Source organism: Chitinophaga alhagiae (assembly GCF_003568665.1).
Taxonomy (GTDB): Bacteria; Bacteroidota; Bacteroidia; order Chitinophagales; family Chitinophagaceae; genus Chitinophaga; species Chitinophaga alhagiae.
The window spans coordinates 622,530-649,491 of the sequence record NZ_QXMH01000004.1 but is presented as its reverse complement, the minus strand read 5'-3'; the positions used below and the strand labels follow the sequence as shown (position 1 = coordinate 649,491).

Here is a 26,962-nt window from a genome sequence, read left to right as displayed (position 1 = left end):
AAACACATGAGAGTACCGGTCTTATTATCATCATTAGCGGTGGTAGCTATTTTAGGAGAGGGTTGTGTGAGCAACAAGAAGTTTGGCCAGTTACAGAGCAGTTATAACGAATTACAGAACCAGAACAGGGCTTTGGACGGTAAATACCAAGCCTCTCAGCGTGAACTTTCAGGCGCCACCACACGGGTGCAAAGCCTGGAAGAGCAGATAGCCGCGCAGCGCAACAACCTGGTTGCCCTGCAGGCCGCGTTAGACAAATGCCTGAACTCTACCAGCCAGGGCAATGTGAACATTTCCAAACTGGTGGATGAGATCAATGCGTCTAACAAATACATCCAGCACCTGGTGAATACCAAAAACACCAGTGACTCCCTCAATCTTGTACTCACCAACAACCTCACCCGTTCCCTCAGCAGGGAAGAGATGCAGGATGTTGATGTGCAGGTGCTGAAAGGAGTAGTGTACATTTCGCTGTCAGACAAAATGCTGTACAAGTCAGGCAGCTACGAAATTTCATCTACCGCGGGGGCTACCCTGGCCAAGATCGCCAAGATCATCAAAGACTACAAAGACTATGACGTGCTGATCGAAGGTAATACGGACAACGTGCCCATTTCCAAAACGAACATCCGCAACAACTGGGACCTGAGCGCCTTGCGGGCATCTTCTGTGGTACAGTCTTTACAGAACGATTATGCTGTAGATCCCAAAAGGCTGACAGCAGGCGGCCGGGGCGAATACAATCCTGTTGCCTCCAATGCTGACGATGCCGGTAAAACGCGCAACAGGCGTACGCAGATCATCATCACGCCTAAACTGGACCAGTTTATGGAGCTGATAGACAAAGCGCCTGACGCTGATGACCAGCCGCCGGTAGTGAGCCCGCAACAACCCGCGGGTAACCAGCCGTAATAGCAGGTGACCTGATAATAATTGCAAAAGGTGCTGACCAGGAAGTGTTCAGCACCTTTTTTATGCACAGTAGCGCTTGTTTGTATTTTATTTACTTCTTGGATATCTTGTACAGCCGCCCGCCGTCCGTAATGGCATAGAGCGCGCCGTCCTTTCCTTCCGTTACATCTCGGAAGCGTTGTTTTTCATCTGCCAGCAGCCGTTCTTCGCCCACTACTTTATTGTCTTTGATCACAATGCGCGCAATGTGCTGGCTGCTCAGCCCTGCAATGAACAGGTTGTTCTGCCACTCGGGAATAGCATTGCCGCTGTAGAAGGTGATGCCGCTGGGGGAGAGCACGGGGTCCCAGTAATATATGGGCTGTTCAAGCCCGGCTTTCTGCTGAATGCTGTCACCGACCTTTTTGCCGCTGTACTCCAGGCCATAGGTAATGGTAGGCCAGCCGTAGTTTTTGCCGGCTTCCACGCGGTTCAGCTCATCGCCGCCGCGGGGGCCAAATTCTGTTTCCCAAAGGTCTCCGGTAACGGGGTGGAATGCCAGCCCCTGTACGTTGCGGTGACCATAGGAGTACAGTTCCGGCCGCGCGCCCTGGCTGGCAAGGGGATTGCCGGCCGCGGGGTTCCCCTCTTTGGTGATGCGCACAATTTTGCCCAGGCCTGATTGTAGGTCTTGCGCCTGCGGGCGGGTGGCCAGGTCTGAACGCTCGCCGGTGCTAACGATCAGGTTGCCTTCCTTGTCAAACAGGATGCGCCCGCCGTAGTGGAGCGTGCCGTCATAGGCCGGCGTGGCCTGGTATATAACGGTAGCGCCTTCTATCTTTTTTTCGTCTGCAGACAGTTTGCCTTTTGCTACCGCCGTCAGGTTGCCATTGGGCAGCTTTTCGGAAAATACCCAATACACCATCCTGTTGCTGGCAAAATCAGGGTCAACGCGCAGCCCCAGCAAACCGCCCTGGCCGCCTGCGTTAACTGCCGGCAAACCGGTAATGGGCTCGCTGAGTTTCCCGTCCAGCGTGGCAATGCGCATGGTGCCTTTCTTTTGCGTGATCAGGAAACGCCCGTCAGGCAACTGCGTAATGCCCCAGGGAGACTGCAGGTCATTGGTCAGCACCTCGCTTTGATAGGGCGTAGTGGTCTTTACACCGCCAATCCTCGTTTGGCCGGGAAATGCGGGTTTGTAATCAGTGTTGGCGGCCTTGGTTTCCACAGGCGCGGCAGAGCTGTCTGCCGGCGTTGCAGCACTGTCAGCAGGCGTTTTGGAATGATTGCCGCTGGTGCCCTGGCCGCAGGATGCCAGCACAATGGCGCCGCCTAAACAGATAGTAGACAGAAATTGCTGAGACAAATGCATAATTGATGGTCTTTTATTCACCCAAAAATACGCTATACCACCGTATAAAGGTGAAAGATTTACATGCATGAAACACGCACTTCCCTTGCCGAAATTTGCATGTTTAAGAAATATTCCTGCATTTTTGTGCGGTATCTGGGTATTTTGTTTATCTTCATATAGCTAACAATTAAACAACCCCGCTATGCTCAAGGAAGAAAGACAGAACGTTATTCTTCATGAGGTCAACCTTCACAACAAGGTGCTCACTACCCATCTTGTAGAGCGGTTGAACGTGTCTGAAGACACTATCCGGCGTGACCTCAATGAGCTGGCAGACGCGGGGAGGATCATCAAAGTGCATGGCGGCGCGCTGTCCCGCTCGTTCCACAATTCCTTCAATATTACAGATGTTTATTCCTTGCCGGAAAAGAAGCGCATAGCGCAGAAGGCCATCAGGCTGATACAGGACGGCATGTTCGTATTCACCACCGGTGGCACTACCATACTGGAAATGGCCAGGGCGCTGCCGCAGCACCTGCGGGCCACTTTTTTTACCGGCAGCCTGCCAGCGGCTTTTGAATACCTGCAGCATCCACATATTGAAGTGATACTGATCGGGGACAGGCTGTCTAAAAGCTCGCGCATTACCGTGGGCGGCGGCGCCATTGCGCAGATCAGGCAGGTGAAGGCAGACCTCTGCTTTCTTGGCACCAATGCCATAGACATTCACGCCGGCCTTACGGATAACGACCTGGATGTAGTGCAGGTGAAAAAGGCCATGGTGGAATCTTCTTCAAGAGTTGTTTCGCTGGCTATATCGGAAAAGATCAACACGGCCCAACGGCTGAAGGTTTGCAACGCAACAGATATCGACATCCTGATTACGGAACTGGATCCCCTGGATGAGCTATTGGCCCCCTACCGCGATGCAGGTATGGAGGTACACTGACAGGCAGTTAACATGATCGCTGACAATGAACGTCTCCGGGCCGGCGGCCCGGCTGAATGCATCTTCTATATGCAATACGGTGAACACAGTCTTACTTACTTCCTTTTTCTAACGCCAAAATTAAGATCATTATGAGAAGTCCACTTAGACTCCGGCAAAGAAGATGGCAGGCGCTTCCGCTTATCATCTTGTTCCAACTGCTGGCCTGCGTTGCCATAGCGCAGGTCCGCATCAGCGGAAAGGTCACCTCGCCTTCCGGTGACGCGTTGCCCGGCATTACGGTGCAGCTGCGCGGCACCAGCACCGGCGCCACCACAGATGCTGAAGGGCGGTACAATTTTACCACCAATGCAAAACCGGGCAACTACACGCTGGATTTTTCCGGCATCGGCTTCAAGTCCGCTCCCCAAGGCATCACTATCGGCAGCAGCCCCGTTACGGCAGACGCCGTGATGCAGGACGATGTGCTGAACATGGACGAAGTGGTGGTGATCGGTTCCACCCTCCGGCAATCCAGGAAACAACTGGGTAACACGGTCAACTCCGTGAGCGCCAAACAGCTCACCAACACCGGCTCCGGTAACCTGGGCGCGGCGCTGCAGGGCAAGGTGCCCGGCGCGCAGATCACGCAGACCTCGGGAGACCCTTCCGGCGGTATCTCCATCCGTATGAGGGGCACCAGCACCATCAAAGGTTCTTCGGAACCGCTGTACGTGGTAGACGGGGTAGTGGTCAGCAACACTACCACCAATGTGACCAACCTCAACGTGAACGCGGGAGAGTCTGCCGCGCTGGGTACCAACCGCATGGCAGACATTAACCCGAACGATATCGAGAAAATAGACATCATCCCCGGCGCCTCCGCTTCCGCCATTTACGGCTCCCGCGCCAGCAACGGGGTAGTGCTGATCACTACCAAATCCGGCAAGGCAGGGCAGATGAAAATAGATTTCGGTACCAGCATCATCATGAACGAGCTGCGTAAAAAAGTATATATCTCTACTTATGGCAAGCAGTTCGGCTCCACCACGCTGCGCCTCGGCAACATCAGTGACGGGCCTGCGCCCAACGTAATGTACACGCGGCCTGACGGGCAGGTGAGAAGGTTGGCTACCGGCTTGGTGGATGTAACGCGGTATGATTACCAGGACCAGATATTTGATACCGGCCTGGGTACGGACAACTACGTTTCCATCAGCGGCGGCTCTGAAAAAACAAAGTATTATTTCTCCGGCGGTTATTACAAGAACGAAGGCATTATCCGCAACACGGATTTCAGGCGTTTCAACTTCAAAACAAGAGTAGAGCAGGTGATCAACGAACACCTTACCCTGGCGGGCGGCATCACCTACGCCAACAGCTTCTCCAATGAAAAGCCCAATGGGAACGTGTTCTGGAGCCCTATCAATACCATCAACATCACCAACAACATTTACAACATAGAAGAAAGGGACGCGGCCGGCAACCTCAAAGGCGTAGAGCCCACGCGTGTAAACCCGCTGAGCGTAATAGAGGATATGCACCTGACACAGGCGGTAAGCCGTACCATTAGTGACATACAGGTGAAGATCAGACCTGTGGAAGGGCTGAATATCGATTATATATTGGGAGTGGACAACTTCAGCCAGGAGGGCAACAACCTGATAGAACGGTACCCGTACATTGCCGCGCAGGAAGGGCTGGGCTACGTATCAACCGCTATGGTGAACTCTTTCTTCATCAACAACGATTTGAACATTTCCTACAACACGAAGTTCGGGGATTTCTCTTCCCTCACCACCGCGGGCTTTAACCACCAGTACCAGAAGATCACCGGCCTGTTCAACGAAGGGCGTGACCTGCTGAACGGCATTACCTCCATCAATGGCGCCGCCACCCGGCTAGACCCGCGTTATACGCTTGACCAGCGGCAGATCTTCGGCGGCTTCCTCCAGGAAACGTTCGGGTACAAGAACATTGCCTTCATTACCGCCGCCGCGCGTATAGACGGCAGTACGTCCTTCCCGAAAGACACGCGTACGTATTTCTACCCCAAACTGAGCGCCTCCTGGAGCCTCAGCGATATGGGTTTCTGGGCAGGCATGGGCAACTGGTTCAATTCCGCCCGCCTGAGGGCCTCCTGGGGGCTGGCGGGCAACCTCACCGGCATTGGCTCTTACGACCAGTTCTCCACCTACCTGCCGCTGAGCCTCAACGGCCTGGCCACCTACAACGTGAACACCCGGCTGGGTAACAGTGACGTAGAGCCGGAACGCTCCAGCGAAATAGAAGTGGGCACAGACCTGTCTTTCCTCAACAACAGGCTGGGCGTTATTTTCACCGTGTACGACAAAAAGATAGTAGGCAACTCCCTGCTGGTAGACAGGGTGCTGGCACCTTCTTCAGGCGGCAGCGAGCGCGTGGAGAATGTGGGCAACCTCACCAACAAGGGCTGGGAGCTGGGCATCAACGCCACGCCGGTTTCAAATAAGGACTTTACATGGACCGTAGGCGGCTCCCTGGCGCGTAACAAGAACCTTGTTACATCTTCCAGCCAGGTAACGCCCATCATGCTGGCCAACGCGGCAGGCTCTTTGTCTGTGATAGTGGCCGGTGAGCCTATTGGCGTGTTTTACGGCAACTACTTTGAGCGGGACGGTAAAGGAGGCATGGCGCTGGATGCGGAAGGCCGCCCCATTGCCGCCATTGATCCCACCACCAAGGTGCTGCTGCGCAGGGTGATCGGCAGCCCGCACCCGGACTGGCTGGTGAGCTTCAACAGCAGCCTGTCTTACAAAAAACTCAGCCTCAGTTTTCTGCTGGATGGCGCGCTGGGCCAGGAAGTGTTTAACGCAGACCGCCGCACCCGCCAGGGTGTAGGCATTGGAGACTATTCCGAAAGAGAGATAAAAGGAGAGCTGCCCAGGGGCTACATTTTTGCCATCTACAACACAGAAGAGTGGAGGGTGGAAAGCGGGTCTTTCGTGAAACTGCGCGAAGTGGCGCTTTCTTACGAGCTGCCGTCTTTTGCGAAGTTCATCAAATCCGCCTCTGTTTCACTGGTTGGCCGCAACCTCATCAGCTGGGACGACTATGACGGCTACGACCCGGAAACCAATGCCGGTGGCAACAGCGCTACCCTGCGCGGGATAGATTTCGGCAACGTGCCCATCCCGAGGACCTTCCAGTTGTCTTTAAGAGCCAGTTTCTAAACCCAAATTGAACAGCCATGAAAATGATCCATATACAACAGATCGCTTTATTGCTCTTGCTGGGAACGGTATTTCCCATCGTTTCCTGCAATAAAGAATACATCAACCCAAGTTCCGCTTCGGTACCCAGCGTAACAAGCAGTCCGGATGCGTTGATGAACCTTTGCCTCGGCCTGCAGCGCCGCTTCACCATTGGCCGGCAGAGCCCGTTATATTGCGCGCCCGTGGGAGGCGCGTACGGCGTGTATGCGCTTTACACCCTCAACATCGGCAACACTACGGAGAAGGAGCTGGAAACCGGCAAAGGCGCCATTACCCTCAACAACTCCGTGGTAACGCAAATGTGGACGCAATGCCTGCTGGGGCGCACGGAAGCAGAAACGGTGCTGAACAACCTGAACGTGGCCACCGAAGCCGGAGACAAGGTAGGGCTGAAAGCCTACGCCAGTATCTTTTACGCGCTGAACATGGGCACGCTGGTACAGTTTTATGAGCAGATACCGCTGGCCACCGAGAACAACGCGGCCTTCAGCCCGCGCGCGGAAGTGCTGCAACGTGTTATTTCCGTGCTGGAAAGCGCGGATGCCGACCTGGCTGCCACCAACCCCAGCGCCAAGTTCCTCAGCAAAATACCCAACAGAACGCCGGGCGTGCCGTCCATTGATATGAAGAGCACGGTAAAAGCGTTGTTGGCAAGGTATTACAACATACAGAGCATGCTCTCCGGCACGTACGATGCCACGGCAGGCAACAAGGCCATTGCCGCCGCCTCCGCCGCCAGCCAGACCGTGCGTTCCGAGTTTACGTTCACCACGGCTACCACCAACCCGCTGGGAGAATGGAACGCCACGGTAAACGTGTTTGGCGCTATTGACTCCACCCTGGGCTTGCGCAACGGGCTGGCGCCGGTGCCTGCCGCATCAGACCCGCGCGTGGGTTTCTACATCAGCCAGACCGGCCCTACCACGTACCCGCTGAAAGCCTTCGCGCTGAATACCACGGCCATATACCCGGTGTACCTGCCGGGAGAAATGAGCCTCATCATTGCCGAAAATTACGCGCGGCAATCGCAGTTCGTACAAGCCAAAACCGCGCTGGACGCAGTGCGGACCAAAACTACGGACGTATTCGGCATTGGTGCTTCACAGCCGGCCTACAGCGGGGCTATGACCATGCCGGCGCTGCTGCAAGACATTTATAAACAACGGAGGCTGGAGCTGTTCGTCAGCGGGCAGGAGCTGGAAGACAGCCGCCGCTTTGGCCGCCCCGGGCCCAATCAGCCCGGTGAGGAGCGGAACCGCAACTTCTATCCCTACCCGTTGATTGAAAGGGATAATAACCTCAACACCCCGGCAGACCCTGCCATCTGATACCGGTACCCCGTCAGGATAACAACAGGCTCACCTGATATTGAAAAACGATAACGGGCCGGCTGCTGTTCAGCGGCCGGCCTTTTTGCCAGATAACGGGCGCCTGTTGCGGTGGACCTTTATAAGATAACATCCGCTACAAACAGGAAAATATCGTATAACATCCCAGCCCGCATAATTAGGATATTTGTTACATGAGGCGGCCGGTAAAACCCTGTACAATGGCCGCAGCCACGTTACATCCACTCACCAAAAACAAAGCACATGCATTCCGATTCCCGTCGCAACTTTATCAAAACAACGGCCATGGCGGCCGCAGCGTTTACCATTGTGCCCCGCCACGTATTGGGCGGCAAAGGGTACCTCGCCCCCAGTGACCGGCTGGTAATTGCCGGTGTGGGCGTAGGCGGAAAGGGGCGCTCAGACCTGAACAGTTTTTTCCAGAGCGGAAAGGCAGACATCGGTTTCCTCTGCGATGTGGATGACCGCATGACGGCCACCTCCCGCGAGCGGTTCCCCAAAGCGAAGTTTTACAAAGACTGGCGGGAAATGTTCGAGAAGGAGGCTAAAAGTTTTGACGCCGTGTCTGTTTCCACGCCAGACCATAACCATGCCGTTATAGCCATGGGCGCCATGCAGTTGGGCAAGCACGTGTATGTGCAGAAGCCCCTCACGCATGATATTTACGAAGCCCGCATGCTCACCAAAGCGGCAGACCGGTATAAGGTAGTAACGCAAATGGGCAACCAGGGCGCGTCCGGAGATGGCGTGCGCCAGCTACGCGAATGGTACGACGCGGGCGTGATCGGCGATGTGCACACCGTGTACATCTGGACTAACCGCCCCATCTGGCCGCAGGGCATTCCCTGGCCAAAAGAAAAACCGCCCGTGCCGAAGGAGCTGGATTGGGACCTCTGGCTGGGCACGGCGCCGCAAAAAGATTATGTAGACAACCTCATACCAGGCAGCTGGCGCGGCTGGTGGGACTATGGCACCGGCGCCTTGGGAGACCTGGGCTGCCACCTGATAGAAGCCCCCTTCCGCGTGCTCAACCTGAAATACGCGCTGGATGTGCAGGCCAGCGTCAGCAGCGTGTTCACCGCCTTCGGGCAGCGCGGCTTTTTCCCGGATAGCTGCCCGCCGGCCAGCCATGCCACGCTCACCTTCCCTAAAACAGACAAAACAAAAGGCAAGGTGACCATGCACTGGATGGATGGCGGCATCAAGCCCGAAAGACCGGAAGAACTGGGGCCGGATGAATTGTTCGGAGACGGTAACAGCGGCATCCTGTTCATTGGCACCAAAGGTAAGATGATGGCCAGCGAGTACGCCGCCAACCCGCGCCTGCTACCGCTTTCCCGCATGCAGGAAGTAAAGGTGAAACAGACGCTGAAGCGCGTGCCCGGCAGTGCGGACGGGCACTATGCCCAATGGGTGGAAGGCGCTATAGCCGGCTACGGCAATATGGAACTAAGCTCTCCCTTCAGCCTGGCCGGGCCGCTTACGGAAGCGGTGCTGATGGCCAACCTGGCCATCAGGGTAGCGGATATTCCCGTGCCCCGCAAAAGCGGCAGGGGCAACGACTATCCCGGCAGCAACACCAAACTGCTCTGGGACAATGAGCAGATGCGCGTTACCAATTTTGACGCTGCCAACCAGTTCGTGAAGCGGGAGTACCGTCAGGGCTGGGGCAACCTTGGATGATCCTTTTTTAAACCTGAAAAACTGATCTGTTATGAAACCTTGTGTATGGCTTGGATTAATGGCGATGGGCCTTCACGTGGCGCCGGATGCGCTGCAGCTGCCTGCGGGAGAAACCGGCGGGCAGGCGTTTGTGGCGAACAATGGGGCGATTCCCGTAAGCAATACCGGAAGCGTACCTGCGGCTGCTTCAATGATAGCTGTTGTAAACAGCGGTAATAACCCGGCTTTTGCAAACAACACCGGAAATTCACTTGCGGCGGTTTCTCCCGCAGCGGCTACCAAAAAAGGCTGGGTATCCCTCTTTGACGGCAAGTCTCTCAACGGCTGGAAAGTAGGCGAGAACGCCGGCACCTTTTCTGTAGAGAACGGCGCCATTGTAGTACACGGTCCCCGCGCGCACCTGTTCTATGTGGGAGACGCCGGGCAGCACAACTTCAGGAACTTTGAGTTTGAAGCCAAGGTAAAGACCACGCCTGGCTCCAATTCCGGCATTTATTTCCACACGGCCTACCAGGAGAAAGGCTGGCCCGAAAAGGGTTTTGAAGTGCAGGTGAACAACTCGCACACGGACTGGAAAAGAACTTCCAGCCTCTATGACATCAAAGACATCAGAGAGGTACACGCGGCGGATGATGTGTGGTATACCCAGTACATCCGCGTGCAGGGTAAAACCGTAACGCTGAAGGTAAACGGCAAAACCGTGCTGGAATACACCGAGCCGGAGCATACCACCGCCCCGCAAGGCCACGCCGGCCGGGTGATAGACCGCGGAACGTTTGCCCTGCAAGGCCACGACCCGAAAAGCAAGGTATACTTCAAGGACTTGAAAGTGCGGCAACTGCCGGATTAAACAGGATGCATACACCGATGGTATACGTCACATCATCAAAACAGCAACTGCCGGATTAAACAGAACGCATACACCGATGGTATACGTCACATCATCAAAACAGCAATTGCCGGATTAAACAGGATGCATACACCGATGGTATACCTCACATCATCAAAACAGCAACTGCCGGATTAAAAACGCAATATGAAACCGATAGTACAGATATCGCTCGATCTCACTAACATAGATGAAGCCCTTGAAACCGCCGCGCTGGCCATGCGCGCGGGGGTAGACTGGCTGGAAGCAGGCACGCCGCTTATTCTGGCGGAAGGCCTGCATGGCGTCAGGAAGCTGCGCGAAGCCTTTCCCGGCGTGCCCATTGTAGCAGACCTCAAGACCATGGACGGCGGTTACCTGGAAGTGGAAATGATGGCCAAAGCCGGCGCCACGCATGTGGTGGTGATGGCAAGGGCGCATGAAGAAACCGTCCTCTGCGCGGTAAAGGCCGGCCGCGACTTCGGCGTACAGGTAATGGGAGACAACCTGGGTTGCCCGGATATGGTAGAAGGCGCCCGCCAGCTGGAGGCGCTGGGGTGTGACTATGTGATCCACCACATCGGGTACGACGAGCGGCGCGGCATTGCAGCGCGCAGCCACCGCATGCCCAGCCCGCTGGACCAGTTGCGCCAGGTGGTGGCGGCCGTGAAAGTGCCGGTACAGGCCGTAGGCGGCCTTTCTTTGGAGCAGGCCATCCGCTGCCCCGAGTACGGTGCGCCGCTGGTAGTGCTGGGCGCCCCGCTCACGATAGACGCCGATGCGTTTAAAACGGCGGACGGTAACCTGGAAGCCTCCCTGAAACTGATATGCGATAAAATACATGCCTACGGCGATGTGGCCGTGGGGCATGCTCACTAAATCAATCAATAACACATGAAATCAGCCGCTGTGGTAAACTTTGCTCCGGAAGAAGGAGCGGTGGAAATACGTGAGATACCCAAACCGGAACCAGGCCCCAACGATGTGCTGCTGGAAGTAGCCTACGTAGGCGTATGCGGCAGTGACCTTCATCAATGGACCAACGGGCACAGCTGGCCGGTGAACTACCCGGTAGTGCTGGGCCATGAGTTTGCCGGCCGCATTGCGGAACTGGGCGCCGCCGTTACCGGCTGGCAGGTGGGAGACCGCGTGGTGAGTGAAACGGCCGCCATCATAGACCCTTCCAACCCCATGTCTAAAATAGGGTTGTACAATCTTGATCCAACACGAAAAGGTTTCGGCTACGGCGTAAACGGGGCCATGACGCGGTACGTGTCTACCCCCGCGCGCTGCCTGCACCGTATACCGGAGCAGCTGCCTTTTGAACATGCCTGCCTCACGGAGCCTTGTTGCGTGGCCTACAACGCCGTAGTGAACAATGCGCGCCTGCGCCCCGGAGACCGCGTGGTAGTGCTGGGCCCTGGTACTATTGGCATCCTGTGCGCCGCCGTGGCCCGCCTTTGCGGGGCAGACGTGGCGGTGGTAGGGCTGGAAGGGGACCGCAGCAGGCTGAAGATAGCGGAGCAATACGGTTGCGAAGCCATTACAGGCAGCGCCGCGGAATGGGCCCGCGCGCAAGACGGGCTGGGGGCGGACTGTGTGATAGATGCCGCCGGCGCCAGCGCTACCCTTAAAATAGCCATGGAACTGGTGCGGCCCAACGGCCATATTCTCAAAGTAGGCTGGGGCCCTCAGCCGCTGGGCTTTTCGCTAGATCCGCTGGTGCAGAAGAACGTTACCCTGCAGGGTAGCTTCAGCCATAACTGGCCCGTGTGGGAGCGTGTTATTGCATTGCTGGCCAGCGGCCGGCTGGATGTAAAGCCTATCATAGGGGGCATATGGCCCCTGGCCCAATGGCACGATGCGTTTGAGAAAATGCACCGTGGAGAAGTAGTGAAAAGTATCATTAAACCGGAATAACTATGCGCCTGAAAGATAAAGTGATCATCATCACCGGCAGTTGCACCGGCATTGGAAAGGCCATTGCCATCCGCTGCGCCGCGGAAGGGGCAAGGGTGGTGGTGCATGGGCTGGATGCAGACAAGGGAGCGGATATTGTAAAGATGCTGGGAGCGGATAAGGCCGTACTGCATATTGAAGACATTACCGCCGCCGGTGCTCCGCAGCGCCTGGTCAACACCGCCATTGAACGTTTTGGCGCATTGCATGGCGTGGTGAACAATGCGGCCATGATAGCGTCTTCCAACCTTGCGTCTACCACGCTGCCTTTTTTCCGGGATATACTGGAAGTGAACATGCTGGCCCCCTTTGCGCTCATACAGGCCGCCCTGCCGCATCTTGCCGCCACGCGCGGCTGCGTGCTCAACATCGGTTCTGTGAACGCCTGGAGCGGTGAGCCCAACCTGTTGGCCTATAGCGTGTCCAAAGGCGCGCTCATGACCCTCAGCCGCAACCTGGGAGATACGCTGCACCGCGAGCAGGGTGTACGGGTGAACCAGATCAACCCGGGCTGGGTGCTCACGGACAAAGAAGTAGACATCAAACGCTCGCAGGGGCTGGCGGATGACTGGCACCGGCAGGTGCCCGCCGTATATGCCCCCGCGGGCCGCCTGCTGAAGCCGGAAGAAATAGCGGCCGCCGCCGTTTACTGGCTGGCGGATGAAAGCGGCCCCATCAGCGGCCAGGTGGTAGACCTGGAACAGCATCCTTTTATTGGGCGCAACCCGCCAAAAGACGATACGGTGCTGCCCGCCCGGAAGTGACGGTGGCCCGCCTGATAACGGCCGCTCACCACATCAGGAAGCCCTTCAGCGTTCTGCCTGATCAATTCATTTAAAAAAGACAAACTAATGCTTATGCCGCAACTGGCCGTATTCCCTAAAGCCTTTATGCAGGCGCTCTGCAAAGACGGCAGCATGCGCCTCTCCGAATGGATAACGCTGGCCACCGCGTTGCAGGTAGACGGGCTGGAATGGTACGCCGGCTTCCTTGAAATGGAGCATGCCGCCAACTGGCCCGGCTTCCGCAAGCAGGTGGAAGACAAGGGAAAGGTGATACCCATGATGTGCTGCTCGCCGGATTTTACGCACCCTGACCGTCATTTCCGCGAGCGGGAGATCAGCAAACAAAAACGCTGGATAGACATGACCTATGCGCTTGGCGGTGCCTATTGCCGCGTGCTGTCCGGCCAGCGCCGCCCGGAGCTGACAATAGAAGAAGGGCTGAAGCTGGCGGCAGATTGTATAGAGGCCTGCATTCCCTACGCCGCGGAGCGGGGCATCACCCTTATTATTGAAAATCACTACAAAGATGATTTCTGGGAATACCCCGAGTTTGCGCAGCAGATGGACGTGTTTTGCCAGCTGGTGGATAGGGTGCATCATCCCAACTTTGGCGTGAACTATGACCCCAGCAATACCTACCTGGCGGGAGAAGACCCGCTGGAACTGTTGAGGCGCGTGGCCCACCGCGTGGTGACCATGCATGCCAGTGACCGTTACCTGAAAGAAGGCACGCTCGAAGATCTCCGCCGGGAAGAAGGCGGGGCCGCGGGGTATGCCAAACGCCTCAGCCATGGTGAGATAGGAAAGGGGCTCAATGACTACGACGCTATTTTCACCCAATTGAAAAACGCAGGCTTCAACGGCTGGATCAGTATTGAAGACGGGGTAGACGGTATGGCGCAGCTGGAGCGCAGCGTAGCGTTCCTCCGCCGTAAACTGGCCCAGTACTGGCCCGCTGCAACACCACAACCATGACGGCATCTGTACTATGTAACACGGAATGTATTTTGGGAGAAGGCCCCATATGGCTGCCCGCCACCGGCAAGCTGATGTGGGTAGATATTGAAGGCAAAACCCTGTATGAATATGACTGGCACAGCCGCACCACCGCCTGCTGGCAGATGAACAACCGCGTAACGCTCATTGTACCGCTTCATCAAAGCAACAGCCTGCTACTGGGCATGCAGGGCGGCCTGGCTACGTTCAACCCGGTCAGCGGCTGCCTGCAATGGCTCACAGACCTGGAAAAAGAACAGGCGCTGCACCGTTGTAACGATGGCGCCGCCGATGCGCAAGGCCGCCTCTGGGTAGGCACGCTGCACATGCAGTTCAAGGAAGGCGCCGGTTCCCTGTATATGCTGGACGGTCATCTGCAACTCCGCCGCCAGCTCCCGGAACAAACCATTCCCAACGGCCTGGTATGGTCATTGGATAATAGCAGGATGTATTTTATAGATTCCACTAAACGTTGTGTGCGGTCTTTTCTTTTTGATGTGGAAAGCGGCGGCATCACCTTTGAGAAAATAGCGTTTAAGATACCATCGGTGATGGGCAGTCCTGACGGGATGACGATAGACGGGGAAGGCATGTTGTGGGTGGCGCATTATGGCGGTTTCGGCGTTTGCCGCTGGAACCCGCTTACCGGCGCCCTGCTGGAAAAGATCGGCCTGCCGGCGCCCAACGTTACCTCCTGCGTATTCGGCGGGGAGAACATGGATACGCTTTTTATTACCACCGCGCGGCAGGAGATGACCGAAGAGGCGCTGCGCCTTTACCCGCTTAGCGGCAGCCTGTTCCAGGTGCGTACGGGCGTGAAAGGTTTGCCAACGGCGGCTTTCCACTTGCAGGCCGCTGCGGCGGGCGAGCCGGCGTATGTAGAGAAACAGGCTGTGCGGAATGGGGCCATTACCTGAAGCAACATCGCTACTTTGGGCAGTTGCGGCCCCGTGTATGTAGCGTTATTGTTCTTGCGGCCGCCCTTTAAACCAGCGTTCCGCGTTATACCGGTATATTTTGTCTACTACCGTTTTGGGCAGTTGCAGCCCGGTAAATACGCCTTCGAAAGAAGGGGAGCGCAGCGTGTCTTTACTGGTGAAGAAAGCCCAGTCACGCATCCAGGCCTCGTGAATGAACTGCGGCGTGGGGCCATCGTCTTCCGCGGTGCGGTCTGTTCCGTATAGCAGCCTGTCCTGGTAACGGATAAAAAAACCGTACACCTTTTGCCGGTCCTTCATAGCCTGGAATTGCAGGTCGCTGATCCTGGCGGCCATGTCTACCGCCATATTGGGAAATTTGTCAAGGCAGGCGGCCAGTGTATCCGTATCCCACTCAAGGCTGCCCAGGTGGGCGCCTATGAAGCGCAGTTGCGGGTGCTTTTGCAACATGCGGTCACGCGCGGCTATCTGCTCATGGTAGGAGGGGTAAGAGGGGTGGGCGTACATATGGAACTCCGGGTGGCGGCTGTAATATTTCCGGTTGCTGTTCATCTGCATTTGCTCCAGCGGCAGCCAGCAGTCTTTCGGCTCGCCAAAGTGACCGATAACGGGAATGCCTTTACCGGTGAGGAAGCGGAGTACTGTATCAAACCGCGGATGGTCTATCATCACAAAATTCCCTGCTTCGTCTTTCAGTTCCATACCGATGGTCTTATAGAATTTGATGGCAATGGCCCCGGCGCGGATCATCGTATCCAGGTGGGAAATGGTGGCCTCCGGCCAGTGCGGGTTATTCCAGTTGGCAATGGAAAGCGTGCCGGCAAAAGCTACCCGCTCCGGGTAATGCTGGTGATGGGCAATGCCCAGTTGCTCCTGCAGCGCCATGCCGGGAGGCTCTTCCACCGCAATGGTCAGCAGGCGGAAATTGTCTTGCCGCGCCTGGTGAACAAAAGTGGTGTCTGCGGTATACATATGCACATGCGCATCTGTTTTGGGAACGCGGGCAAAGTCTTCCGTGGTGTAGTACGCGCCGTTGCCGCCGCAGCTGCAAAGCAGCCACCCCAGGAGGCATATATGGTAAAGTCCTTTCTGCATACGCCCTGAATGTATGATTTATATGAAGGCGGTTAATGCCGTTTATTGCCCGGCTGCTATACTATATTAGCATGCCGGTGTTATTTGCAAGTCATGCTTTTTTGCCCTATATTTAGAAAAACACTTTTTCACCGGCCATGAAACCGCATTTCCATAAAGTTCCACGTCCGCTACAGACCTCGTTCAGCATACGCCACGACGTTGAGCCGAGCTTTGACACCACCTGGCATTACCACCCGGAGCTGGAGCTGCATTGTGTGCTCAAAGGGGAGGGGATCCGTTTTATAGGAGATAAGATCAGCAACTTTTCGGCGGGTGAAATGATACTGCTGGGAGAGAACATGCCCCATACCTGGTATAGTAAAGAAGACAATACCGCCAAGGGCACCCATAAAGACATTGAGGCCCTGGTGCTGCAATTTTTGCCCAATTGCATGGGAGATGATTTCCTGACCCTGCCGGAGGCCCGCCTGCTGCTCAAGCTGTACGAAAAGGCCAAAAGGGGCATGGTGATCTATGGCAATACCAAGCAGCAGCTGGTACCCCTGCTGTTCCGCCTGCTGCATACGGACGGGCTGGAAAAGATGGTCACGCTCCTGTCTGTATTGCGCCTGCTGTCCGAAACGGAAGAATATTCCTTCATCAGCAATACCTATACCTTTCAGCCGCCCGGCCGGCAGGAAACAGAACGCCTGAGCGCGGTATATAATTATACCCTGTCCAACTTCAGGAAGGTGATCACCCTGGAAGAAATAGCTGCTATCAGCAACCTCACCGTTACGTCCTTTTGCCGCTATTTTAAACTGATGACGCGCAAAACGTACTACGATTTCCTGACCGAAGTGAGGGTAGGCCATGTATGCCGGTTGCTGATAGAAGACAAGCTGTCTATTCCCCACATCTCCAACGAATGCGGCTTTCTCAACATCTCCAACTTTTACCGGCAGTTCAAGAAGGTGACGGGCTTTACGCCGGTTACCTACAAGCGAAATTACCTGCAGGTGAAAACGGTAGCCTGACCGGGGGGCGCAGGATGGCGGCTTTTACCGGCCGGTGCCCTGCAGGGCTGTTTTGCCGTATGCCGTTAACGACCGCGCTGCGGGGTTGTTTCGCTGTGTGCTTTTACCGGCCGGGCCCCTTGCCGTATGATTGCCCGTCCCCGTTGTACCAGGCATAACGTTTTTCCCGGCCAATTGCGCGCCCGGAATTTTTCGCCCCGCGCATGGTTTTATTTGGATGTTGAAAGAATGTTTTTTATACTTGTGTACGGGTACGTACACATTTTTACCACGTTTTTCGGTCAACCAGGTCAGCCATTCTCCTGCACAGCGCTGAAGGTAGGCAAGTAATTAAGAACATATGAAAAAATTGATAGCTGCTCTGGCGTTGCTGCCGGCGTGCCTGTTCCAGTTGCCTGCATTGGCGCAGGAGAAGGCGTCTATTAACACGCCCGAAGAAATAGCGCGGTTGGATGCCTATGAGGCCCAATTGGAAAAATACCTTTCTCATTACCTGGTAGATGAATATGACAGCAGGGCGCAAACACTCTGGCATCGGGACTACAGCAGTGCGGACGCACTGGAGCGCAGCGTAGCGCCCAACCGGCGGGCCTGGGAAGTAGTGATCAGCCCGCCCGAACTTCGTAAAACCGGCCCGTTGCAAAAACGCCCCCACCAGATAGATGATGTCAACGCCGAGTGGCTGAGCCTGCCGCTGGGCATTGTGACCGCGGAGGCCGTACTGGCCATTCCCGCATCGGCCAGCGCCAAAAAACCGGTGCCGCTCGTTATAGTGCAGCATGGCATCGGCAGCTCGCCGGAAACACCGTTCCGCGGGGGGAACTACAACTCATACGCCAAAGCGTTGCTGAAAGCAGGTTATGCCGTGCTGTGCCCGCTCAACATGCGCACCATAGAGCGGAGGAACAACATTGAGCACCTGTGCCGCCTGGCCGGCACCAGCCTGCCCGGTATTGAGCTGGTAAGGGTGCAGCACCTGCTGGACGTGGTTTTGGCAGACCCGCGCATAGATGCCGGCAAAGTAGGCATGTGGGGCGTTTCTCTCGGCGGTATGGCCACCATGTTCTGGATGCCGCTGGAACCGCGTATCAAAACCGGGATCATTTCTGGCTGGTATAATGACCGGATCAATAAAATGGTGGTGAAAGACAAACGCTACAGCAGCTTTCAAAAGGGCAACGAAAATTATGTGTTCGTGAGAGGATGGCTGCAACAGTTTGCCGACCACGACCTGATATCGCTGATCTGCCCGCGCCCGGTAATGGTGCAGCATGGCAAAAAAGACGGCATCGCTTACTGGCCGCAGGTAGCGGATGATTTCAAAAAAGCCCGTACTCACTACGAACGCCTGAACATGGCAGACCGTATGGAACTGACCATGCATGAAGGCGGGCATGAAGCCGTTGTGGGACCGGGTATTCGCTTCCTGGACAAGTGGCTGAAAGGAAAATAATAACAGCAGGAATGGATATCACATTATTACAGGAACAGGTTGCCCTCGGCAGGGACGAGAACGCCTACAAGCGCCTGTTCCTCCATTTCTATAAAGGTTTGACGCGCTTTGCGGATACCTACGTGCGGCAGCACGAGGTAGCGGAAGAAATAGTGTCTGACGTAATGCTGAAAATATGGACCATGCAGGAGTCCCTGCTGGGCGTTCGCAACCTCCGCGTGTACCTTTTCAGGGCGGTGCGGAACGGCGCCATCAACTACCTTCTTAAAAGCCGCAACTACACCACCTGGGACATTGACCAGGTAGCCCCGGATACTTTTGGTTCCCCCCATACGCCTGAAGAAGAGACCATTCACCGGGAGCTGAAGCGCAACTTTGCCGAAGCCGTGAGCCAGCTGCCGCCCAAATGCCGCATGGTGTTCAAACTGGTGCGGGAAGACAGCTTCACCTACCGGGAGGTGGCCGCCATACTGGATATTTCTGAAAACACAGTAGACAGGCACCTGAACATTGCCATGCACCGGCTGGCAGACGTGCTGCAAACCTACCGGCAGCGCAGCGGCCACTAACGTAAGAAGGCAAGAACAACCCGGCGGAGCGGCTAAAGATCCATTGCACACAGTAGAAGCATCCGTTCCCCTGATCTCCCTTGAATTTTTTTTTTAAAACAATTGGGGACTTTACCGCCCCATCTTGTCTTACCTGTAACCGCCCCTTGTATTTTTTATGAAGGAAGAACGTTTTTATACCCTGATGAAGCGGCTAACGGCCGGCAAAGCCAGTGAAAAAGAGCAAGCCGAACTGCAGCAACTTGTACAGGAAGATGAGCAACTGGCCTTACTGTACCGGGAGTTTTTTCCCGGTGGTGAAGCGGCGGAGCACGATGATGATTCCGAGGCCCTGCTGGCCTATTCCGCTCATTACGCCCGCATGCAGATTGCCGGGCTGTTTGATGCTGCGCCGGAGCCTGCCCGCGGGCGGCAAAGAAGGATGTACCTGTTGCCAGCCGCCGCCTGCGTACTGGTGCTGCTGCTGGCAGGGGGCTGGTGGTTCGGCCTGCGGGAAAAAACGCCGGCCGGCCGCGAGGTCAAAACACAAAAAGGCGCACGTACCCACCTGGTGCTGGCAGATGGTACAGCGGTATGGCTCAACGCCAACAGCTCCATCACCCACAGCCCGGGGTTCAACCGCACCAACCGGGAGCTGACCCTCACCGGGGAAGCCTATTTCAAAGTGGCGCCGGATGCGGACAGGCCTTTCATCATACAGGCGGGAGGGTTGAAGGTAAAAGTGCTGGGCACCACCTTCAACATCCGTTCCTATCCAGATGAACCGAATATTGAGACCACGCTGGAAACCGGCTCCGTAGAAATTACGCTGGACGATCAGCCGGGTAACAAGATACAGCTCAAACCCGGCCAGAAGCTCAGTGTAGACAATACCACCAGTAAAATGGCGGCGCCCGGCATACCGGCAGACAGCCTGGAGGCGCCCATGCTGCTGCTGAGCAAAATGCGGGTAGACACCGCCGGCAACTCCACGGTAGACGCGGCCTGGAAAGAAGGGAAACTGGTGTTTGACGGGGATGACTTTCAGCGGGTGGTGTCCAAAATCGAAAAATGGTACAACGTAACGGTAGTGCTGGAAAATAAAAACTTGTATACCACCAGCTTTACCGGCGTATTTGATAACAAATCGCTTACCACGGTGCTGAATACCCTGCAGGAGACGGGTAAACTGGCATACCGGCTGGAAAACGATACTGTGTACGTCCGCTAAAGAAAAACGAAAAACAATTTTAACGAACAATGGTCAACTGAAATCACTGTAAAAAAGGAAGGAGAATGCGCTAACATTCTCCGTTCCTCAAGGTAATGTTTCATGTAACGGCTTTTTCCGGGTTCTAAGGGGAAAGAAGCCATTATTTATTATCACCCAATAATCAAAAGTATGAAAAAAATGAGAATAGGCCCGGGCTTTCAGCCCGGATGGCCTGTTGTACCACTTGTCAAGTTTTTACTCATGATGAAATTGGCAGCCATTATTGTGTGCGTGTGCACGGTGCAGGCTTTTGCGCTGACGGGCTACTCGCAGGACAGGGTGTCTCTCAACCTCCGGCAGGCGCCCCTGAAAAAGGTGCTGAAGGCCATTGAGCGTCAAACGTCCATCCACTTTGTGTATAATGATGAGATACTGGAGAATAAAGCCCCGGCAGACGTGCAGGTAACGGATAAGACCTGGGCGGAAGCCGTGGTGCACCTGCTGCGCAATACCGGCCTTACCTACAAGCAGGTAGACGAGAACCTGGTGGTGATCACGCAGGTAGCCGCCCAAACGCAGGTATACCAGACTACCGTGCGCGGCAAGGTGGTGATGAAAGACAACCAGCCCCTGCCCGGCGTTACCATCATTGAGAAAGGCACCATCAATGCCACCACCACCGGAGAAGACGGTACCTTCTCCATCAAGGTGAAAAACGACTCCGCCATACTGGTATTCAAATACATCGGTTTTGTGACCCAGGAGCTGCCCGTATCTGCCCAGATGAACATCACCATGGCGGAAGACAATACCGCCCTGGAAGAAGTGGTGGTAGTAGGGTATGGGGAGCAGAAAAAGATCAACCTCACCGGCGCGGTAGACGTGGTGCGGGGCGAAATGCTGGAGAACAGGCCCTCTGCCAACATGGGTGAGCTGTTGCAGGGCGCCTCGCCCAACCTCAACATCGGCGTTACCAACACCGGTGGCGAACCGGGCGCCGGCCGTACCTGGAACATCCGCGGCCTGGGCTCTATTGCCGGCAGCAGCGCGCCCCTGATATTGGTAGATGGGGTGGAAATGAACATCAACAACCTGAACCCTGAATCTGTAGAGAGCGTGACCGTGCTGAAAGACGCGGCCGCATCCGCTATCTACGGCGCCCGCGCGCCCTTTGGCGTAGTGCTCATTACCACCAAAAAAGGCTCCGCGGCCAAAGGCGTGCAGATACAGTACAACTATAACCTGGGCCTTGCCTCGCCCATTAACCTGCCTAAATGGAGGAACGCGCTGGAGTATGTAACGGCCCGCAACCAGGCGCTGGTCAACGCCGGGCAGCCGCCCAAGTTCCCCGCGGAGCAGATAGACCGTATTGAACGGTATATGGCAGGCACCTACCTGCCGGAATACGATACGGCCAACCCGCCGCCCACCCTCTGGCGCGGCCGCCACGACGGGAACGCCAACTACGAGTGGTTCGACATGTACTTCAAGGACGTGGTGCCCAACCATAAACACGGCATCAGCCTGAGCGGGGGCACGGATAAATCCCAGTACTACATTTCCCTCGGGTATTTCGGCCAGGGCAGTTCCTACAACTGGGCAGACGAAAATTATAAACGTTATAACCTGGTGTCTAACCTTTCCACCCAGGCCACCAAATGGATGACGGTGAACCTGAGCACCAAGTTCGCCACCTCCATGCAGCACCACCCCATTGGCTCCAGCGGCCTGGAAAAGAAACAGATCATTTCAGAAATGGTCAAGTTCTATCCCACCACGCCCATGTACAATGTGAACGGCACCATCAACAACCCCTACGTGCAGCAATTGATGAACGCCGGGCTGGAACGCATGCGGGATAACGACCTGTGGGCTACCATCAGCGCAGACCTGGAGCCGGTGAAAGACTGGAAGTCTACCGTTTCCTACAGCTACAACTACTACGGCGGCAAATACACGAAACACGACAAACAGGTGTGGCTGGAAGCGCCCAATGGCACGCTCTGGAACATCGGTTCTCCTGAAAATGGTTTCTCGCAAGACTGGAACGAGAACTACTATTCCTTCCTGTCTGCCACCTCCGCTTACCAGAAGCAGCTTTCCGGCCATTTCCTCCGGTTGATGGTGGGGTATGAGCAGGAGTATAAACAATACAACAGCCTCTCCGGCAACAAACGTGCGCTGATCACAGAACTGGTGCCTTCCATCTCCACCGCTACCGGCCCCGTGCAATTGTACGATGCCATGAGCCATTGGAGCACCCGCGCTTTTTTCAGCCGCTTCAACTATAACTACAAAGAGAAATACCTGCTGGAACTGAACGCGCGCTATGGCGGCTCTTCCCGTTTTGCGCCAGATTCCCGCTGGGGCCTGTTCCCGTCTTTCTCCGCCGGCTATAACGTGTCAAGGGAAAACTTCTGGACGGGCGCACTGGCAAAAGCGGTGAACAGCCTGAAAATAAGGGGCTCTTACGGTACACTGGGCAACCAGAACGTACCCAACTACCTGTACATGTCCATTCTTGATACGGAAAGCAACGGTGAGTGGATACTGGACGGCGGCCGTCCCAACTACGCCCTCATGCCGCCCATCCAAAGCCCCCATATTACCTGGGAGCGCATCAGCACGCTTGATTTTGGCGTAGATGCGGCTTTCCTGAACTCCCGGCTGGGCCTCACTTTTGACTGGTACGACCGGCGCACCAGCCGCATGTTCGGCCCGTCCATCACCTTGCCCGCGGCCCTGGGCGCGGCGGTACCGCTGGAAAATAACGCTTCCCTTTCCACCAAAGGCTGGGAGCTGTCTTTGACCTGGAAAGACCGTATCAGCAACGATATCTTTTATAACCTCCGCTTCACCCTGGCAGACTACCGCTCTGTGATACTGGAATACAACAACGCCGCGGGCCTGTTAGATAACTACTACAAAGGCAAAGTGTATGGCGAAATATGGGGCTATACCTCAGACGGCCTTATTCAGCAGGCAGGAGAGAAAATGTCTGACCAGTCCAAGTTCTTCAACAAATGGGGCCCCGGGGATATGAAGTATAAAGACCTGGACGGCAACGACATTATCAATGACGGTAACCGTACGCTGCAGAACCATGGGGACCTGCGGGTGATCGGCAACAACCAGCCCCGGTTCAACTTTGGCCTCAGCGCCGGCCTTTCCTGGAAGAACCTGGACTTTTCCATGTTCTGGCAGGGCATTGGCCGCAGAGACCTGTACGTGAGCAGCGTGTATGGCAACGCCCTGTTCTGGGGGCTGGTGAACAACGGGGAGGCTTTCTTTTACGGGCATGAAGATTACTGGCGGCCCGCAAACGAGACCAACATACTGGGCCCCAATACAGACGCCTATTTCCCCAAGCCGTACGAGAACAACGAAACTTACAAGAACCTGCAGGCGCAAACCCGCTACCTGCTCAATGGCGCGTACGTACGCCTGAAAAATGCGCAGATAGGGTATACGCTGCCCAAATGGCTCACCAGCAAAGTTGCCATCAACGCGCTGAAAGTGTACGTGTCTGGCGAGAACCTGCTCACGTTCCAGAAAATGCCCAAACGGATAGATCCGGAAACCGCCTTTACCTCCATGGGCAGCAGCTCTGTGGAAGGCCTGGGTAAGATCTACCCCTTGTCAAGGGTGATCTCTTTTGGATTGAACATCACATTTTAATTGAGTGCCATGAATCAGATTAAGCATATCATATTCGCTCTTGCGGTCATTATAAGTTTCGGTTCCTGTAAAGACGACTTTCTGCAGAAAGACCCGCTGGACCAGGTGTCTGAAGATGTGTTCTTTAGTACTACATCAGACCTGATGCTGTACGTGAACCAGTTCTACAACCCCGGCAACCGCCTGCTGGACTTTGGCAGCAGCGGTGGCCTGAACTACAACAGAACGGTATTTGCCCTTGACCTGGCAACAGACAATTTCATCAACGCGTCCGTTAGCCCGCTGCTCAACGGTACCCGCGTGGTGCCTGCCTCAGGCGGCGGGTGGGATTACAGCCTGGTGCGCAAGGTGAACTACTTTTTCGAGAACTACGAGCATTGTAAAGATCCCTTTGACAGCTACAAACAATATGTAGGAGAAGCCTATTTTTTCCGGGCGCTCATCTACTACAAGCTGCTGCGCACTTTCGGGGACGTGCAATGGTTCAGCAAGGTGCTGGACACCAACTCGCCCGAGCTGATGAATCCCAGAACGCCCCGCAACGTGATCGCAGACAGCATATTGGCAGACCTGGACAAAGCGGCGCTGTATATGACAGCGGAAAAGACCAGCGCCGGCCTGCGCCCCAACAAATGGGTGGCGCTTGCGCTGCAGTCCAGGATAGCCCTGTATGAGGGGAGCTGGGAAAAATATCATGCCGGTACGCCCTTTGGCGTAAACGGCGCCAACCCGGACAAATATTTTACCAAGGCAGCGGAAGCGGCAGGGGCCGTTATGGAATCCGGCAGGTTCCAGTTGTATGCCACCGGCAAGCCGGATGCGGATTATTACAACCTTTTTGTATTGCCGGATTACGCGGCCAACTCCGAAGTACTGCTTTGGAAAAAATTTGACAAGGGCCTCGGTATTGTGAACTACCGCAGCGTGTCAAGCGATTTTCCGGATGGTACCGGCATCACCAAAGGCCTGGCGGATTCCTACCTTTGTAAAGACGGCCGCCCCATAGCCACCAGTCCGCAGTTTGGCGGTCATGGCAGCCTTGCCGCTGAAATGAAAGACCGAGATCCCCGCTATGCCCAAACCATTTTTTCTCCCGGCATGCCCTGGGAAATAAAGGGAACAGATACCACTACCTGGAACCAGGCCGTATACGCTAAACTGTTCAACAGCTCGGAATATTCCACGCCTACCGGTTATGTGATCAGGAAAGGCTACAGCGCGGAATTTGTGAACCACGACCTCAGCGGCGGCACCGAGCCGGTGATATTTTTCCGTTATGGCGAAGTATTGCTGAACTACGCGGAGGCCAAGGCAGAGCTGGGCCAGCTCACACAGGCGGAGGTAGACAGGTCTATCAAACTGCTGCGGGACCGCGTGGGCATGCCCAACCTGAACGTGTCCGCCATTGAGGTTGATCCCGACTGGGACTTTCCCGGCCTGTCTCCCCTCATCAACGAAGTACGGCGCGAGCGCCGGGTAGAGCTTTCCCTGGTGGGCTTCCGCTGGGACGATATTGCCCGCTGGGCCGCCGCGGATGAGTACATTGCCGGCAAACGCCCCAAGGGTATTTTTTACGGAGAACAATTCACCAAAAACCCGTACCCTGATGATGCGGACGGTTTTATGGACCCCTACCAGTCACCGCTGCCCAATGGCTACGGCTTCCAGCTGAACAGGGATTACCTGAGCCCCCTGCCGCAAACAGAACTGACGCTGAACCCGGCATTGACGCAGAACCCGGGTTGGGTGCAATAGGCTAACATGGATGTATATACGAAGCGCCCGCGGTTTCCGCGGGCGCTTTTTTAATTTTTTTTCATCCACTTCTGCGCGATGTGCATGGCGGTTTCCAGCATAAAGGGAGACCATCGTTCCACCTGCCAATGGCTTTGTGCAAGGGAAGATGCCTGCAGTGCGCGGGTAGCGGCTTCGAATGACGGGGCATTTTCGAGGATGGAAGAAAGCTCTGTTTGCTGCTGGTACAGGGCCAGATCCTCCAGCGGCGCACCTTGCGGCGGGTTGGCGGGCGGAGAGAAAGGATGAAGGATTTCGTCTCCTTTTGTAAGATTCCATTGCCGGGCTATAGCTGCCATCCGCCGGAAATCGGCACGAAATGCGTTTTTACTGTCTTCTGTTTCCAGTCCTGACCCGAGTTGTTCCATCACGAGATAGCGCAGGTGCGGGCACCGGGGAATGATGTTTTCCAGGTAGCGGAATACTTCTTCCGGAACGGAATCGTCATGGGTATCGCGGCGGATGGACCGGGATTGGTCTTCCGAAAGTTCCCAGCTGCCGCCTGAAATATGGATTTCCCTGACGCGATGCAGGGGATAGAGCGCGGCGAGCGTTTCGAAGGGCAGGTTGAAATTGGCAACCTGGCAATACAGGTTGTGGAGGTCGAGAATGATGAAACCGTTGACGGGCTCCAGCAGCTGGTCAAGAAAATCCCCGTGTTGCCGCACCTCGTCTACCGACCATGAAAACGCAAGGTTCTCTATCCCTACCGGCCGCCCGCAGGCATCCGCGATGCGCAGGAGGCGGTCCCGCCCGATACGCAGTGCCGCATCTGTGTAAGGGATATTGAGCGGCGCACCATGATGGAAATCCTGCCCCGTCATGAACCCGAAATGTTCGGTGATGTGATCGAACCGGTATTTCCGGCAAACAGCGGAAAGCTCCCGTAGCCAGGTTTCCTGTTCCGGGTGCCATTTTCCGGAAAACAGCGAAAAGAAAATACCATGGCCTATCAGGCGGTTGCCCTCGCTGAAGGCATTGATCAATCCATGAAACCAATCCGGCAGCGCATCCAGCCTGTACAGCGCATCGAAAGACCACTCGATGGCATCGGCTTCGCCGGATTCAAAGAGCGGGAGGCAGGCTCTCAGCAAATGGGGGTCCAGGTTACAGGCTACGGTGGAAAGCAGGCGGGGCAAGGCGGAGATGATTTACGT

General features: G+C 55.6%; 20 protein-coding genes. 17 read left to right on the top strand and 3 right to left on the bottom strand.

Going from position 1 to position 26,962, the window contains the following annotated elements:
• Positions 1-6 precede the first annotated feature (6 nt).
• Complete coding sequence (locus D3A97_RS21755) at positions 7-912, top strand: OmpA family protein (protein ID WP_119080644.1); 906 nt, start codon at positions 7-9, stop codon at positions 910-912.
• Between the two features lie 91 nt (positions 913-1,003).
• Here D3A97_RS21755 and D3A97_RS21750 read toward each other — a convergent pair whose 3' ends face one another.
• Complete coding sequence (locus D3A97_RS21750) at positions 1,004-2,257, bottom strand: PQQ-dependent sugar dehydrogenase (RefSeq protein ID WP_232826043.1); 1,254 nt, start codon at positions 2,255-2,257, stop codon at positions 1,004-1,006.
• A gap of 190 nt (positions 2,258-2,447) precedes the next feature.
• Between D3A97_RS21750 and D3A97_RS21745 the strand changes: the two genes are divergently transcribed.
• From D3A97_RS21745 to D3A97_RS21700, 10 genes are all read left to right on the top strand, one after another.
• On the top strand, positions 2,448-3,194 hold the full coding sequence (locus D3A97_RS21745) for a DeoR/GlpR family DNA-binding transcription regulator (protein ID WP_119080642.1): 747 nt from the start codon (positions 2,448-2,450) through the stop codon (positions 3,192-3,194).
• Positions 3,195-3,325: 131 nt separating this feature from the next.
• Positions 3,326-6,385, top strand: a complete 3,060-nt coding sequence (locus D3A97_RS21740; RefSeq protein WP_119080641.1) for a SusC/RagA family TonB-linked outer membrane protein — start codon at positions 3,326-3,328, stop codon at positions 6,383-6,385.
• 17 nt (positions 6,386-6,402) lie between these two features.
• On the top strand, positions 6,403-7,755 hold the full coding sequence (locus tag D3A97_RS21735) for a RagB/SusD family nutrient uptake outer membrane protein (protein WP_119080640.1): 1,353 nt from the start codon (positions 6,403-6,405) through the stop codon (positions 7,753-7,755).
• A gap of 264 nt (positions 7,756-8,019) precedes the next feature.
• Positions 8,020-9,459, top strand: coding sequence for a Gfo/Idh/MocA family protein (locus tag D3A97_RS21730; protein ID WP_119080639.1), 1,440 nt, complete (start codon positions 8,020-8,022; stop codon positions 9,457-9,459).
• Between the two features lie 31 nt (positions 9,460-9,490).
• On the top strand, positions 9,491-10,309 hold the full coding sequence (locus tag D3A97_RS21725) for a 3-keto-disaccharide hydrolase (protein WP_232826042.1): 819 nt from the start codon (positions 9,491-9,493) through the stop codon (positions 10,307-10,309).
• Positions 10,310-10,495: 186 nt separating this feature from the next.
• Complete coding sequence (locus D3A97_RS21720) at positions 10,496-11,206, top strand: orotidine 5'-phosphate decarboxylase / HUMPS family protein (protein WP_119080638.1); 711 nt, start codon at positions 10,496-10,498, stop codon at positions 11,204-11,206.
• 15 nt (positions 11,207-11,221) lie between these two features.
• Entirely contained in the window at positions 11,222-12,247 is a 1,026-nt protein-coding gene (locus tag D3A97_RS21715) for a zinc-binding dehydrogenase (RefSeq protein ID WP_119080637.1), read from the top strand.
• Between the two features lie 2 nt (positions 12,248-12,249).
• Positions 12,250-13,050 (top strand): SDR family NAD(P)-dependent oxidoreductase, encoded by an 801-nt coding sequence (locus D3A97_RS21710; protein ID WP_119080636.1) that lies wholly within the window; start codon positions 12,250-12,252, stop codon positions 13,048-13,050.
• Positions 13,051-13,137: 87 nt separating this feature from the next.
• Entirely contained in the window at positions 13,138-14,046 is a 909-nt protein-coding gene (locus tag D3A97_RS21705) for a sugar phosphate isomerase/epimerase family protein (RefSeq protein WP_232826041.1), read from the top strand.
• Positions 14,043-14,984, top strand: a complete 942-nt coding sequence (locus tag D3A97_RS21700; RefSeq protein WP_119080634.1) for an SMP-30/gluconolactonase/LRE family protein — start codon at positions 14,043-14,045, stop codon at positions 14,982-14,984. The genes D3A97_RS21705 and D3A97_RS21700 overlap by 4 nt, the downstream gene beginning before the upstream one ends.
• Before the next feature lie 45 nt (positions 14,985-15,029).
• On the opposite strand, the gene D3A97_RS21695 is transcribed toward D3A97_RS21700, so the two are convergent.
• Positions 15,030-16,100, bottom strand: coding sequence for an amidohydrolase family protein (locus tag D3A97_RS21695; RefSeq protein WP_119080633.1), 1,071 nt, complete (start codon positions 16,098-16,100; stop codon positions 15,030-15,032).
• A 137-nt stretch (positions 16,101-16,237) separates the two neighbouring features.
• On the opposite strand from D3A97_RS21695, the gene D3A97_RS21690 reads away from it, so the two are divergent.
• The 6 genes from D3A97_RS21690 to D3A97_RS21665 all read left to right on the top strand — a co-directional run bounded on the left by D3A97_RS21690 (position 16,238) and on the right by D3A97_RS21665 (position 25,766).
• Positions 16,238-17,119 (top strand): AraC family transcriptional regulator, encoded by an 882-nt coding sequence (locus D3A97_RS21690; protein WP_119080632.1) that lies wholly within the window; start codon positions 16,238-16,240, stop codon positions 17,117-17,119.
• A 340-nt stretch (positions 17,120-17,459) separates the two neighbouring features.
• Complete coding sequence (locus tag D3A97_RS21685; protein ID WP_119080631.1) at positions 17,460-18,572, top strand: dienelactone hydrolase family protein; 1,113 nt, start codon at positions 17,460-17,462, stop codon at positions 18,570-18,572.
• A gap of 11 nt (positions 18,573-18,583) precedes the next feature.
• Entirely contained in the window at positions 18,584-19,141 is a 558-nt protein-coding gene (locus D3A97_RS21680) for an RNA polymerase sigma-70 factor (RefSeq protein WP_119080630.1), read from the top strand.
• Positions 19,142-19,298: 157 nt separating this feature from the next.
• Entirely contained in the window at positions 19,299-20,351 is a 1,053-nt protein-coding gene (locus D3A97_RS21675; protein ID WP_119080629.1) for a FecR family protein, read from the top strand.
• 243 nt (positions 20,352-20,594) lie between these two features.
• The gene (locus tag D3A97_RS21670; protein WP_198674116.1) at positions 20,595-24,011 is read left to right on the top strand and encodes a TonB-dependent receptor; all 3,417 of its coding nucleotides are present in this window, start codon (positions 20,595-20,597) and stop codon (positions 24,009-24,011) included.
• A gap of 9 nt (positions 24,012-24,020) precedes the next feature.
• Positions 24,021-25,766, top strand: a complete 1,746-nt coding sequence (locus D3A97_RS21665; RefSeq protein ID WP_119080627.1) for a RagB/SusD family nutrient uptake outer membrane protein — start codon at positions 24,021-24,023, stop codon at positions 25,764-25,766.
• 50 nt (positions 25,767-25,816) lie between these two features.
• Here D3A97_RS21665 and D3A97_RS21660 read toward each other — a convergent pair whose 3' ends face one another.
• On the bottom strand, positions 25,817-26,944 hold the full coding sequence (locus tag D3A97_RS21660; protein WP_119080626.1) for a multinuclear nonheme iron-dependent oxidase: 1,128 nt from the start codon (positions 26,942-26,944) through the stop codon (positions 25,817-25,819).
• Between the last annotated feature and the right edge of the window lie 18 nt (positions 26,945-26,962).